The sequence below is a fragment of the Streptomyces sp. NPDC046303 genome (genome assembly GCF_055588085.1).
In genome coordinates this window covers 154513-167402 of record NZ_JBVJFA010000010.1, presented here as the reverse complement: position 1 = coordinate 167402, position 12890 = coordinate 154513, and the positions used below count along the sequence as shown (strand labels likewise).

11 protein-coding genes are annotated in these 12890 nt (G+C 72.0%); 9 read left to right on the top strand and 2 right to left on the bottom strand.

Going from position 1 to position 12890, the window contains the following annotated elements; all coding sequences use genetic code 11:
• Positions 1 to 24: 24 nt before the first annotated feature.
• On the top strand, positions 25 to 489 hold the full coding sequence (locus ACZ6I1_RS13440) for an iron chaperone (protein WP_469286573.1): 465 nt from the start codon (positions 25 to 27) through the stop codon (positions 487 to 489).
• A 191-nt stretch (positions 490 to 680) separates the two neighbouring features.
• On the opposite strand, the gene ACZ6I1_RS13435 is transcribed toward ACZ6I1_RS13440, so the two are convergent.
• Complete coding sequence (locus tag ACZ6I1_RS13435) at positions 681 to 3101, bottom strand: phospholipase D-like domain-containing protein (RefSeq protein WP_469286571.1); 2421 nt, start codon at positions 3099 to 3101, stop codon at positions 681 to 683.
• An 819-nt stretch (positions 3102 to 3920) separates the two neighbouring features.
• Between ACZ6I1_RS13435 and ACZ6I1_RS13430 the strand changes: the two genes are divergently transcribed.
• From ACZ6I1_RS13430 to ACZ6I1_RS13410, 5 genes are all read left to right on the top strand, one after another.
• On the top strand, positions 3921 to 4214 hold the full coding sequence (locus ACZ6I1_RS13430) for an isoamylase early set domain-containing protein (protein ID WP_469286569.1): 294 nt from the start codon (positions 3921 to 3923) through the stop codon (positions 4212 to 4214).
• 151 nt (positions 4215 to 4365) lie between these two features.
• Positions 4366 to 5151, top strand: a complete 786-nt coding sequence (locus tag ACZ6I1_RS13425) for a VOC family protein (protein ID WP_469286732.1) — start codon at positions 4366 to 4368, stop codon at positions 5149 to 5151.
• Positions 5152 to 5199: 48 nt separating this feature from the next.
• Entirely contained in the window at positions 5200 to 5541 is a 342-nt protein-coding gene (locus tag ACZ6I1_RS13420) for a DUF3040 domain-containing protein (protein ID WP_469286567.1), read from the top strand.
• A 179-nt stretch (positions 5542 to 5720) separates the two neighbouring features.
• The gene (locus ACZ6I1_RS13415; protein WP_469286565.1) at positions 5721 to 6074 is read left to right on the top strand and encodes a PRC-barrel domain-containing protein; all 354 of its coding nucleotides are present in this window, start codon (positions 5721 to 5723) and stop codon (positions 6072 to 6074) included.
• Between the two features lie 140 nt (positions 6075 to 6214).
• Entirely contained in the window at positions 6215 to 8767 is a 2553-nt protein-coding gene (locus tag ACZ6I1_RS13410; RefSeq protein WP_469286563.1) for an ATP-binding SpoIIE family protein phosphatase, read from the top strand.
• A 67-nt stretch (positions 8768 to 8834) separates the two neighbouring features.
• Here the strand turns inward: ACZ6I1_RS13410 and ACZ6I1_RS13405 are convergent, their stop codons facing one another.
• Positions 8835 to 9239 (bottom strand): ATP-binding protein, encoded by a 405-nt coding sequence (locus tag ACZ6I1_RS13405; RefSeq protein WP_469286561.1) that lies wholly within the window; start codon positions 9237 to 9239, stop codon positions 8835 to 8837.
• Between the two features lie 215 nt (positions 9240 to 9454).
• On the opposite strand from ACZ6I1_RS13405, the gene ACZ6I1_RS13400 reads away from it, so the two are divergent.
• The 3 genes from ACZ6I1_RS13400 to ACZ6I1_RS13390 all read left to right on the top strand — a co-directional run bounded on the left by ACZ6I1_RS13400 (position 9455) and on the right by ACZ6I1_RS13390 (position 12887).
• Positions 9455 to 9724, top strand: coding sequence for a hypothetical protein (locus ACZ6I1_RS13400; RefSeq protein WP_469286559.1), 270 nt, complete (start codon positions 9455 to 9457; stop codon positions 9722 to 9724).
• Entirely contained in the window at positions 9721 to 10938 is a 1218-nt protein-coding gene (locus ACZ6I1_RS13395) for a PP2C family protein-serine/threonine phosphatase (RefSeq protein WP_469286557.1), read from the top strand. Before ACZ6I1_RS13400 ends, ACZ6I1_RS13395 begins: the two co-directional genes overlap by 4 nt.
• A 158-nt stretch (positions 10939 to 11096) precedes the next feature.
• Entirely contained in the window at positions 11097 to 12887 is a 1791-nt protein-coding gene (locus ACZ6I1_RS13390; RefSeq protein WP_469286555.1) for a thiamine pyrophosphate-requiring protein, read from the top strand.
• Positions 12888 to 12890: the final 3 nt, after the last annotated feature.

Below are 12890 nucleotides of genomic sequence, written 5' to 3'. Positions count from 1 at the left end.
GACCGCAGCGTAAGGACACCGATCATGAAGAACACCCAGAAGCCCGCCGACGCCGGGACGTCCGAGGGGTTCACCGACGAGGAACGCGGGGCGATGAAGGAGCGCGCCCAGGAGCTGAGGGCGTCGGCGCGCCGGGCCTCGCGCGCCGAGAAGGCGGCCGAGGAAGAAGCCGCCGTGCTCGCGAAGATCGCCGAAATGCAGGACTCGGACCGGGTCATGGCCGAACGGCTCCACGCGATCGTGAAGGCCGGCGCACCGGACCTCGCGCCGAAGCTCTGGTACGGGATGCCCTCGTACGCCAAGGACGGCAAGGTCGTCTGCTTCTTCCAGAGCGCACAGAAGTTCAACACCCGGTACGCCACGCTCGGCTTCAGCGACAAGGCGAACCTCGACGAGGGCACCATGTGGGCGACCTCCTACGCCCTGACGGAGCTCACCGCGGCCGCCGAGGCGAGGATCGGCGCGCTCGTGCGGCAGGCGGCGAGCTGAACCCCGGCCGACCGCCCATGACCACGAGGTCGGCGTGGTGTGATGCCTCGACCGGGGATCCCGCCCGCTCACCGGGGATCGCGTCGACGTCGTCGGGCATGCTCACGGTGTGCCCTGCCGGTACGGCAAGGGCGGCACGCGCACACGCGCATGCCGCCCTGGTGCGCCCGGAGGGGGCGGTTCGGCGTCGGCTACTTGTTGAGGAAGCCGTCGCGCAGGCGCATCTCGTTGAAGCCGTTCTGGTCGTAGTCGTCCGAGTACGTCAGGGACAGGCGTCCGGTCGGCGCCAGCGCCACCGCGACGCCGGACTGGTGCCCGCCGGTCACGACGTTCATCCGGGTGACGGGCAGCCGCCCGGTGGTGGTGCCGTCGGCGTTGAAACCGGTGGCCCACACGTCGTGGAACCCGTCGACGAACGACTCCTTCCACGCCACGACGAAGGTGCCGTCGCCGGACACCGCCACGTCCGGCTCGGACTGCGCACCGACCGGACGCTTCGGGTCGATCGGTTCGGCTTCGGTCCCGGTCTCGGAGATGGTCCGCGTCTCGGCGCCCGCCGGCTCACCGGCGGCCGAGAAGATGCGGTGGTAGATCCGCTCGGGACGGGGCGTCCCGCTCCCGGTGGTGTACTCGTCGCTCCAGGCCACGACGATCCGGCCGTCGGGGGCCTGTGCCACCGCGGGCTTGGACTGCTGGCCGTCGGTGAGGAAGTTGGCGACCTTGCGGACGACCGCGGACCCGCCCGTCGTGTTCAGCTTGGCCAGGCCGATGTTGATGCCGCCGTTGCCGTCGGCGTCCTCTTCCCAGACGATCGCCGTGTTGCCGGAGGAGTCCATCGCGGCGTCGGGGCGGCGGTTCGAGCCGGCCGCACCGGCGGTGATGGTGCTGACCTTGACGTCCTGGTAGCGCACGGCGCCCGCCGCGTCCCATCCGCTCGCGAAGATCTGGTTGAGGGTGGATCCGTCGGCGGTGTCCTCCCAGGCAACGGTGTAGGCACCGCTGCCGTTGACCGCGACGGTCGGGCGGAGCTGGTCACCGTCGCCGGAGGCGTGCGGGCGCGGCAGGGTGGTGACCGTACCGCTCGGGCTCACCTTCCGTACGGCGATGTCCGCGTACTTGTTCCCGTCGGGGTCCGAAGCCCACACCACGATCGCGTTCCCGTTGTCGTCGATGCCGACGTCGGGCTTCTGGTGGGACCAGGTGGCATTCGTACCGCTGGTGCTCAGCTTCTTCTCGTCCCACAGGGGGACGCCGTCCTTGTACATGCGGAGGTAGACGTCGGTGCCGAGTTCGGTGTCCGACGGATCGTGCCGGTCGCCGCTCTCGTACACGACGGCCGTGTACGCGGTCGTGCCCGAACCGCCTGACGCCATCGCGCTGTAGTGCTGGTCGCCCGCCGCGACCACGTTCACCCGCGAGTAGTGCTGGGGAGAACTGCCGTACTTGGCGGCGTCGATGTCGACGGCGGCCGTGCGCACCTTGTCGAAGTTGTCGACGAAGGACTGGTAGACGCCGGGATCGTCGATGCGCAGGAGGGTCTCGTCGTTGGTCTTGAGGGCGCCCGCGGTCCAGTTGTGCGAACCGGTGTAGACGTGGCGGACCTGCTGTCCGGCCGCGTCCTTCCATTCGGTCAGCAGGTACTTGGAGTGCACGGTGGCGCGGTTGCAGGAGTACCCGCGGATCTTGTAGCGGCAGCCGCCGGGGCGGAGCCCGTAGGCGTTGATGTCCAGCGCGGTGAGCTCGTTGATGCCCTTGTTGCCGCCACCGCTGCTGTAGTCGCGCGCGATGGCGTCCACGGCGCAGCCGGCCTTCCGCTTGCGCTCCAGCGCCTCGTACACGGCCGGGCGGGTCGCCCTCTGGTCGAGCTCGGCCGCCGCGATGCGGATGCGGCCACCGCTGTCCGGCGTACAGACGACCTTGTCGATGAAGGAGGCGAGGATGTCGGCGTTGCCGTAATGGGCCGCGTCCGAGGCGGTGTCGCGCGGGAAGAAGATCGCCTCGACCGGGGCCGCGGGGTCGTCGTGGGTGTGGTTGTACGTGGTGTGCAGCGAGTCCCCGGCGTGCTGGACCTGCCGGTTGAAGGCGGAGCGGAAGCGCGAGGCCAGCGTCGAGTTCCCCACGACGGTCACGGCGTTGTTGATCTCGCCGTCCTGGCCGCCCGCCATGTTCTGAGAGGACTGCCAGACGACGTTCTTGCGTCCGTCGCCCAGCGAGTCGAACACGGCGAACTTGTTGTGGGAGATGGCCGCTTCGTCACCGGCGCCGTTGCCGAGGCAGCTGTTCTGGCACAGGGTGAGGGAGCTGCTGCCCGTGAGCTTCGACGCGAAAGTGTCGAGGGAGCCGCTGACGGACTTCTCGACGGAGATCTTCAAGGTCACGCCGCGCGCCTGGGCCGCGAGCAACTTGTCCTGGATCCCCGTGCTGTTGTTGAGCAGGAACATGCTCATGTAGAGCGTGCCGGAGTCGGCGAGGTCGATCAGGCCGTTCAGGTGGCTGGAGATCGAGTAGTCGTAGGTGCCGTTGACGGTCGGGTAGTTGAAGACTGCCGTGTACGGCCCGGACGGTACGGTCTCGGCCTGCGCGGCTGAGGGCGCCAGCAGTGAGAGAGCCACTGCGGCAGGGGCAACAACCGCCAGTGCGCGGCGTATTGCTAGGTGCATGGTGTTCCTCAGACGGTCCTGGAAAACGGAATGGCGCACTCTAACCCACGCGCAGGACCTGGAGGAGGGTGGGGCCCGGCGCCCCGGGGGCACTGCCCCGGGGCCGGCGGCGGCCCGGAAGGAACCGGAGCCGTGGATCACGTGAAAGGCCCCCCGCACCCGCACTCAGGTGACGGGCTCCGGTGCCGGGACGGGTCCGGGCAGCGGGCCCGGCTGGGGGCGGGGATCCGGCGGCGGGGTGGGGGCCGGCTGGGGATCGGGTTCGGGCTGGGGCGGGGCCGGCGGCACGGGGTCGGGCCCGCCCGGGGCCGGGACCGGGCCCGGCACCGGCCCGGGCTGCGGACCGGGGCCGGGACCCGGCGCGGGGGTGGGGCTGGGAGGAACGGGATCGTTCGGAGGGGTACCCATGGGCTGCTCCCTGGCATCCGGAAGGTGGGCGGCGCCGCTACCGGGGCGGAGGTGTCGGCGGGGGTTCGGGCACGGGCTCCGGTCCGGGGACGGGCCTCGGCACCGGCCTCGGTGTGTGGGGATCGCCGGGCACGGGGTGTGTCGGCGTGTGTGCGCTCGTCATGGTGCGTCCGTTCGTCGCGGCCGGCTCTTCTCACCTGCGCGCCTGCCCGGTCTCATCCGGCCGAACCTCGCCGCCGTCCGTCCACTCGGGTCCCTTCGCGCTGCGCCGCCCGGGGGCCCTCCGCCGTGTCGTCGCGGGCGCCCGCCCGGTCAAGGTACGAGGATGTGGCCACGATTCCCCGACTCGGCAGGAGCCTTCCCATGCTCGAACGCAAGCGCCGCAAAAGCAGCGACAACGGCAGCGGCCACACGGAGATCACCTTCGTCCTGCCGGCGGACGCGCCGCCCGGGCCGGTCAGCGTCGTGGGTGACTTCAACGACTGGCAGCCGGGCACGCACGAGCTGCGGCCGCGCAAGGACGGCACGCGCGCGGTCACCGTCGCCCTGCCCGGAAAGACCACCCACGCCTTCCGCTACCTGGCGGCGGACGGCCACTGGTTCAACGACGAGGGCGCCGACGCGCTCGACGGCTCCAACAGCCTCCTGCGCACCTGACGGACCGTACCCGTACCCGTACGCACCGTCTCCGGGGGCGGACACGAGTACCGTGGGAGGGGCTCCCGGGGGGCGCACCAGCGGATAGGGGTTGACCGTCGTGTCGACATCGAGTCACGAAACCTTCGGCGCGCCCTGCTGGGTCAGCCTCATGGCCCGCGACCTCCGCGCGGCGCAGGAGTTCTACGGCGCGGTCCTCGGCTGGGAATTCGGGCCCGCCCGCCTCGGAGAGGGGTTCACGGTCGGCTTCTGCGACGGCGTTCCGGTGGCCGGCCTGGGCACCCTGCCTGCCACGCTCACGGTGCCCGTCGCCTGGACCCCGTACTTCGCCGTGGACGACGCCGACGTCACGGCGGCACGCATCCTCGAGCGGAGCGGAACGGTCGCCGTCGGCCCCCTGGCGTTCGGGACGGGCCGGGCGGCCGTCGCCGCCGACCGCGACGGGGCGGTGTTCGGGATCTGGCAGGGGGACGCCATCCCCGACTGGGGTATGGGCGGCGAAGCCGCTCCGGCCTGGCTCGAACTGCGCACCAGGAACGCGTTCGACGCCGCCATCTTCTACGGCGAGGTCCTGGAGTGGGCCTGCAACCACGCCGGCTGCTGCGAGGTCGCCTATAGGGAGGAGGACAACCGCATCCTGCTCCGCCACACGGGCCGGACGGTGGCCCGCCTGCACGGCGGCACCCTCGCGGAGGACCCCGACCCGCGCCTGCGGCCACGCTGGCACGTCCACTTCCGGGTGCCCGATCTCGACACCGCGCTCAAGGCGGCCGTCACCCTGGGCGCCGACACCGGCACCGTGACGGCCGTCGGCCCCTTCCTCGACGAGGTCACCCTCCGGGACCCCGACGGCGCCGAGTTCACCATCGCCGGCCCGGCCGGGTCCGGCCGCTCCCGCCCCCCTGCCGCAGTGCGTGCGCGGCCCCAGCGCGGGTAGGCGCCCTGCGGAAAGCGAAGGCACCTCAGCAGGAGAGGGGGCCTTGCGATGGACGGGCCTGAACTCTCGCAGCATGAACAGCGCATCCTCAAGGACATCGAGCAGGAGCTGCGCGCCGACCAGCTCCTGGACCGCAGACTGCGCACCCTGCACCGCGGTTTCCGCCCCTGGGCGGTGAGGGACTGGCGCCGTCCCCGGGGGCTCGGGCTGTGGACCGCGTTCCTGGGCCTGGTCTGCGCGGCGCTCTTCGTACGGGCGGTATCCACCTCGTCCGCGGCCCTGATCTGGGCGTTCGCCGCGGTGTGGGTCCTCACGCTGGTCTGCCTCCTCGTGCTGGTGATCCGCTGGTGCCGCAGGGCCTCCGCCTCGGCCGGCCCCAGAACGGGCTGACACACCACGCGCGGGCCCGCGCCCCTCATGGCCGGCCCCTGTGGCACCGCTGCGCCTTACAGGGGAGCCGTCGGAGCGGCACCCGCCCAGCTCCCCGGGTACGGGCCATCGTGAACAGCCAGACGGCCAGGTCAGCCAAGACAGCCAGGACAGCGTTGACACGAACGAGGAGAACGGCCATGGCGAACGAAGACATCTGGGGTTACCCCACCGATTCCGGCTACGAGACGGGAACCGACCTGATCGGCTTCAAGGTCGAGGCGACCGACGGGAGCATCGGCAAGGTCGATGAGCACACGGACGAGGCCGGAGCCGGCTATCTCGTCGTCGACACCGGAGTATGGATCTTCGGCAAGCACGTCCTGCTCCCCGCCAGCACCATCCAGCGCATCGACCGCATCAATGAAACGGTCTACGTCAACCGCACCAAGGACCAGATCAAGGACGCACCCGAGTTCCAGCGGGAGAAGCAGCCCCGCGACACCACCTACCTCGATCAGTTCGCCAGGTACTACGGCATGCCCCACATGTGACGTCGCCGCTCCGAAGCACGGGCGGCGGATGAGGCCCGGCAGTGGCCGGAGCCTCCAGCGGATGGCGCAACGCCCCTGGCTCTCGTTCCGGACATCGACCAGCATGAGGACAGCGGGACCGGAAGACGAGATGGGCACGCATGCGCGCCACTGAGAGCAACCAGGACTATCCCTTCGCCGTCACGAACACGGCCGCGGCACTGCTGGACGATGCCGGGACGATCGTCGCCTGGACACCGGCGGCCGAAGCCCTCCTGGAGCGCCCGTCCGCGGACGTGTGCGGCCGGCCGGCGCGCGACCTCCTGGCGGACGCGGCCGGCTGGGAGGCGGTCCTGGCTCAGGGCAGGCAGGGGGCGCCGGACGGTCGGGAGAGGCCCGAGGGGCGGGAAGGACGGGAAGGGTGGGAGGGCCGGGCCACACTGCGGCACGGCTCGGGGCGGGAACTGGAGATCGGCTTCCGCGTCATCCCGCTGAACGCCGGCCCGCCCGGGGACGCGGCCGCGGCCCGCTGCCTCGTACTCGGCGCCCCCCTGGAGCTGGTGGCCCGATGGCGGCAGGACCACGCCTTCACCCACGAACTGTTCCTGCAGGGCCGAGTGGGCCTGGCGGTCTTCGACGCGGAGCTGCGCCTGCTGCGGACGAACACGCACCTGTTGCCGTACACGGGGGTGCCCGTCGAACTGAGCGGCCGGCGCCTGGCCGACTTCCTGTGGGCGGAGGACGCGCGGATCATCGACGACCGGCTGCGGGAGGTCCTGCGCAGCGGGAACCCGCTGATCGGTTTCCACGCGACCGCGCGCACCTTGGACGACCCGAGAGGCGGCCGGGTCATGACCATCCAGGCGTTCCGGCTGCAGGAACCCGACGGGCACCCGATGGGTGTGGCGGCGGTGTTCACGGACGTCACCGACCACGAACGGTCGCGTGGGCGCCTGGACCTGCTGTACCGCGCGACGGGAGCGCTGGGCGGTTCGCTGTCCGTGCTGCGCACCGTCGAGGACCTGGTCGGGGTGCTGGCGCCCGCGTTCTGCGATTGCGCCGCGGTGGATCTCGCGGAGACCGTTCTGACGGGCGGTGAACCGCCCGCTGACGGTCACCCCACGCCCCTGATCCGGATGGCCGCCGCCGGAGCGGACGCAGACGCGCTGCGCACGGGTACGGCCCGGTTCACGGCTCCGCTCGCCGCGGCCGTCCCCCCTGCGCCGGCGGCCGGGGAGGGCGTAGCGGGCGCGGCGGGCGCGGCGGGCACGACCGAACCGGCCGCGCCCGGGGACCGGGAGTGCCGGGGAGAGCTGATCACCGGTCTGGGAACCCGGCCCGCGGGACCGGGCGGCGACGCGGCCCCGGAGTGGGCCACCACCGTCCCGGGTGCGCATTCGGCGATGACGGCGCCGCTGTGCGCACAAGGCATCGCGTTCGGCAGGCTCACGCTCTGGCGCACGGGGGACACGCGCCCGCTGGACGAGGACGACCTGGCACTTCTGGAGGAGATCGCGGCCCGTGCGGCGGTCGCCGTGGACAACGCGCGGCGGTACACCAAGGAGCGCCGGACCGCTGTGGGCCTCCAGCGCAGCCTTCTGCCTCCGGCCACCTCGGAAACGCCCGCACTGGAAGCCGCCGGCCTCTACCTGCCCGCCGACGCCGAGAGCGGAGTGGGCGGGGACTGGTTCGACGTGATCCCCCTGTCATCGGCCCGTGTCGCCCTGGTGGTCGGGGACGTCGCCGGTCACGGGCTGCACGCCACGGCCATGATGGGACGCCTGCGCAGCGCCGTGCGTGCGATGGCGGACTTGGAACTCGAACCCGAGGAACTGCTGGCGCACGTGGACGACATGGTCCTGCAGGTCGTGGCCGAGGCGGAGAGCGACGACGCGGAGGACGGCGGGGCGGGCACGCCGGTGCCCGGCGGACCGGCCGGGGCCACCTGCCTGTACGCCGTCTACGACCCGGTCGCCCGAACGTGCGTCATGGCAAGCGCCGGACACCCGCCTCCGGCCGTGGTCAACCCGGACGGAACCGTGGAGTACGTCGAGCTGAGCCCCGGCCCGCCCCTGGGTGTGGGTGGCTGGCCGTTCGAGCCGGTCGAACGCGAGCTGCCGGCGGGAAGCGTCCTCGCGCTGTACACCGACGGGCTGATCGAACGCGGCGAGGGGGACATCGACGAGGGCATGCGCGACCTGACGGACCGGCTGCTGCGCGCGGACGTCCTCGGCCGGCCGCTGCGCCAGGCCCGGCACGACATCGTGGAAGGCTTGCCGCCGGGGAGGCTGCGGGACGACGTCACCCTTCTGCTGGCCCGTACCCGGGTGGTGGATGCCGGCTCCCTCGCGACATGGGTGCTGGACGCCGACCCGGCGGTCGTCGGTGACGCGCGGCATCTCGTGCTGGATCAGCTGACCGCCTGGAGCCTGGACGAGCTCGCCTTCAGCACCGAGCTGATCGTCAGCGAGCTGGTCACCAACGCCATTCGGCACGCCGGGGGCCCGGTCCGGCTCCGGCTGATCCGGGCGGACACCCTGACCTGCGAAGTCTCCGACTCCAGCAATACACAACCGAGGATGCGGCGTGCGAGGAGCTCCGAGGAAGGCGGTCGCGGCCTGTACATCGTCGCCCAGCTGTCGCACCGCTGGGGCAGCCGCTACACCGGGGAAGGCAAGACCGTCTGGTCCGAGCAGAACCTGCCGCCCGCTTGAAGGGGGCTCCGGCCTGCCCGGCGCTCCCGGGCCGATCTGCGACGCCGCGGACCTCCGTCAGACACCTCTAGGCGCGGTTCAGGTGGACGTGGATGGTCTTGCCGCCGCCCAGGGCGCCGGGGTGGCGGACGTCGACCTGGGTGCCGAGCTGGTTGACGAGGTGCCATCCCCACCCGCCCTCACCGCGCTGGCCCGGCTGTCGGGGCTGCGGGTCCGCGCTGCTCGTGTCGCTGACGTCGACGTCCACGCCGTCGGGTGTCCGGCGGAGGTCCAGGACGCAGCCCCCGGACGTGTGGCGGACGGCGTTGGTGACCAGCTCGCTGATCACCAGGAGGGCGATGTCGAGAGCGACGGGCGTGAACGTGGAGGCGCCCTGATCGGGCGGTCCCAGGAAGTCGCGCGCGGCACGTCTGGCGTCGGCCGGGGCGCCCGGACCGTTCAGCTCCAGGTGCAGGATCGGCAGGAGAGGCATGGAACGACTCCGGAGGCCTCGAGTCCAGGGGCGTACCGGTGTGACGCCCTCCATGCTGCGCCTGCCCTCTCCGGCCCGGTCCACTCGTGCACGCCGGCGGATGCGGGGACCCGGCGGCCGCACGGGGGTTGCCCGGAGGCCCGCAGCGGAGCCGCTATCGAAGCGTCCGCCACCGTGCACCTGCTCCTCGGGGGACACGATCAGCCGGGTGTGCCGTGAACCACCTCGGCGACCGCTACGACGACGACCTGGGGCCCCTGCGCGAGATCCTGCGCCGGCACACCGAGGCCCGGCTCGCCCTCGGCATCATCGCCGCCCAGGACGCGTGCGGACCCGCCGGCGCACCGGGCCCCCGCCGTCGTCAGGCTGACGCCGCCGTATCGGTCGCTTCCGCGGCCGCGGAGGACGAGGATGGGACATGGGGCCGAGCGGTGAGGACAGGGCGCGCGATGGCTCGTGACGTTGCGGAAGAAGAGCGGCAGTGACCGCCGACGAGCCCGCCCCGGCGACACCGGAGGGTTTGGGAGCCGTTCTGGCGTGGGTGCTCGAGTGCTCCCACGGTGCGTCCGCACTGCAGCTGGCCGGTGTGATCGAGGAGGCCGCCCGCCGGCTCGGGATCCTGCGGACCCGCCTCTACCTGGCCGACCTGCAACAGCAGCGGCTGCTCCCGCTGCCCCAGCCCGACCTCACGGCCGAGGAACTCGACGGTCTCGATGTCGACGGATCACTCGCCGGTCTGGCCTACCGCACCCAGGAAGTCCAGTCGATGCGCGGCGGGGACACGACCTGGTTCCCCATGGTCGACGGCATCGAGCGGATCGGCGTCATGCAGGCGCTCGCCCCCGGCCACGGCTCCGGCCTGGTGGCGGCCGGCCGGGCGCTGGCGAGCCTGGCCACCCTTCTGGTGGTGTCGAAGTCCACCCACCACGACCCGCTGGTCCAGGGGCAGCGGGTACGGCCGATGAGCCTGCAGGCCGAGCTGCTGTGGGCGTTCCTGCCGCCGCGGACGATCGGCACCGACCGGGCCACCTCGTCCGCGGTGCTGGAGCCGGCGTACGACATCGGGGGCGACGCCTTCGACCACAGCTTCATCGACGGGGTCCTACACCTGACACTGGTCGACGCGATGGGTCACGACCTCGCCTCCGGGGGCGCCAGCGGCGCCGCTCTGGCCGCGTGCCGCTCCACCCGCCGCTCGGGCGGCAACCTCCCCGACATCGTCTCCGCCATCGACCGTACGCTGGCCCAGTGGATCCCGGACCGGCTCATGACGGCCGTCATCGCGGAACTCGACATGTGTCAGGGGGACTTCACCTGGATCAACTGCGGCCATCCGCCACCGCTCCTCATCCGCGACGGCCACGTGCTGCAGAACGCCCTCGAACGCCCGGCCCATCTCCCGCTCGGCTTCGGCTTCCACTCCCGCGTTCCCCCCGCGCAGGAACACGTCCGGCTCCAGCCCGGTGACCGCGTCCTGATGTACAGCGACGGCATCACCGAAGCCCGCTCGCCCGAGGGCGAGCTCTTCGGCGAGCAACGCCTCGCCGACACGGTCATCCGCTCCACCGCCTCGGGCGAGAACGCCCCCGAAGCACTGCGGCGCCTCGTTCAGAACCACCTCTTGCGCCATCAGCACCGCCTGCGCGACGACGCGACGATCCTGCTCGTCGAATGGCACCCCGCCCCCCGGGCGCACTGACCACCACACCCCGGCGTCCGGCCGCGGACCGGTGCGGCGGACCCGCGCCGGGGGTGCCGAGTTCCCCCGCCACGAGGTACCGGATCGGGCGCGCATGGGTGCTGCCCGCTACGGGCAGGCGCGGCGAAAGGGCCGGCCGAGCTGGAGGGAGCAACACGATGAAGGTCGCCGACTACCTGTTGCAGCGCCTGCGGGAATGGGGTGTCGAGCACGTCTTCGCCTATCCGGGGGACGGAATCAACGGACTCCTGTCTGCGTGGGGGCGAGCGGAGGACCGGCCCCGGTTCATCCAGGCGCGCCACGAGGAGATGGCCGCCTTGCAGGCGGTCGGGTACGCGAAGTTCTCGGGCCGCACCGGGGTCTGCGCGGCCACCTCCGGGCCCGGTGCGATCCACCTGCTCAACGGCCTGTACGACGCGAAGCTCGACCACGTCCCCGTGGTGGCGGTCGTCGGGCAGACCGACCGCACCGCGATGGGCGGGGCGTACCAGCAGGAGGTCGACCTGTTGTCCCTGTTCAAGGACGTGGCCTCCGATTTCTGCGAGATGGTGACCGTTCCCGAACAGTTGCCGGGCGTCCTGGACCGGGCGATGCGCATCGCCGGCGCCCGCCGGGCGCCCACCGCGCTGATCATCCCGGGCGATGTGCAGGAGCTCGACTACCGGGCGCCCGAGCACGCCTTCAAGCACGTGCCCTCCAGCCTGGGCATCAGCAGTTATGCCCCGGTGCCGTCGGATGAGGACCTTGCGCGTGCCGCGGAGATCCTGAACGCCGGCGAGAAGCCGGCGATCCTCATCGGCCAGGGCGCCCGCCGCGCCCGCGCCGAGGTCGAGGAGGTCGCCGAACGCCTCGGCGCGGGAGTCGCGAAGGCCCTGCTCGGCAAGGACGCCCTGCCCGACACCCTCCCGTACGTCACCGGGGCGATCGGACTGCTGGGCACCCGGCCGTCCTACGAGATGATGCGGGACTGCGACACCCTGCTCGTGGTCGGCTCCAGCTTCCCCTACAGCCAGTTCCTGCCGGAGTTCGGCCAGGCCCGGGCGGTCCAGATCGACATCGAGCCCGCGCTGGTGGGCCTGCGCTACCCGTTCGAACTGAACCTCGTCGGTGACGCCGCCGAAACGCTGCGGCGTCTCGTGCCGCTGCTGAAGACCCGCACGGACGGGGCCTGGCGCGACACCATCCAGCAGGGGAAGGAACGCTGGTGGGAGGTGATGCAGCGGCGGGCCGAGGTACCGGCCGACCCGGTCAATCCCGAGTACGTGGTGCACGCGCTGGACGAACTGCTGCCGGCCGACGCCCTCGTCACGGCGGACTCCGGCTCGGCGGCCAACTGGTACGCACGCCACCTGCGGATGCGCGAGGGCATGCGGGGCTCCCTGTCGGGCACCCTCGCGACCATGGGCTCCGCCGTGCCGTACGCGATCGGTGCCAAGTTCGCCCACCCCGGCCGCCCGGCCGTCGCGCTCGTCGGCGACGGCGCGATGCAGATGAACGGCCTGGCGGAACTCCTGACGGCGGCGAAGTACTACGGCGAGTGGTCCGACCCCCGCCTGGTCGTCGCGGTGCTGAACAACCAGGACCTCAACCAGGTCACGTGGGAGATGCGCGCCCTGCAGGGCGCCCCGCAGTTCGAACCCTCGCAGGCCCTCCCGGACGTGCTCTACGCCGATGTGGCCGAGTTGTTCGGCCTGCGCGGCGAGCGCGTGGAGAAGCCGGCGGACGTGCCGGCGGCCTGGCGGCGGGCGCTCGCCGCGGACCGGCCGTACGTCATCGACTTCCGGACGGACCCCGCGGTCCCGCCGATCCCGCCGCATGCGACGTGGGACCAGGTCAAGGCCGCTGCCGGGGCGATGCTGCGCGGGGACAGCGACCGCGGGGCCGTCGTACGCCAAGGCGTGAAGGCGAAGCTTCAGGAGTTCCTGCCGGGCGGTGGCGCGCAGGCCTGAGCC

What these genes read in the sequence shown, in the direction of transcription:
- ACZ6I1_RS13440 (WP_469286573.1), top strand. Translation starts at nt 25, where the DNA reads ATGAAGAACACCCAGAAGCCCGCCGACGCCGGGACGTCCGAGGGGTTC.
- ACZ6I1_RS13430 (WP_469286569.1), top strand. Translation starts at nt 3,921, where the DNA reads ATGCTCGAACGCAAGCGCCGCAAAAGCAGCGACAACGGCAGCGGCCAC.
- ACZ6I1_RS13425 (WP_469286732.1), top strand. Translation starts at nt 4,366, where the DNA reads ATGGCCCGCGACCTCCGCGCGGCGCAGGAGTTCTACGGCGCGGTCCTC.
- ACZ6I1_RS13420 (WP_469286567.1), top strand. Translation starts at nt 5,200, where the DNA reads ATGGACGGGCCTGAACTCTCGCAGCATGAACAGCGCATCCTCAAGGAC.
- ACZ6I1_RS13415 (WP_469286565.1), top strand. Translation starts at nt 5,721, where the DNA reads ATGGCGAACGAAGACATCTGGGGTTACCCCACCGATTCCGGCTACGAG.
- ACZ6I1_RS13410 (WP_469286563.1), top strand. Translation starts at nt 6,215, where the DNA reads ATGCGCGCCACTGAGAGCAACCAGGACTATCCCTTCGCCGTCACGAAC.
- ACZ6I1_RS13405 (WP_469286561.1), bottom strand. Translation starts at nt 9,239, where the DNA reads ATGCCTCTCCTGCCGATCCTGCACCTGGAGCTGAACGGTCCGGGCGCC.
- ACZ6I1_RS13390 (WP_469286555.1), top strand. Translation starts at nt 11,097, where the DNA reads ATGAAGGTCGCCGACTACCTGTTGCAGCGCCTGCGGGAATGGGGTGTC.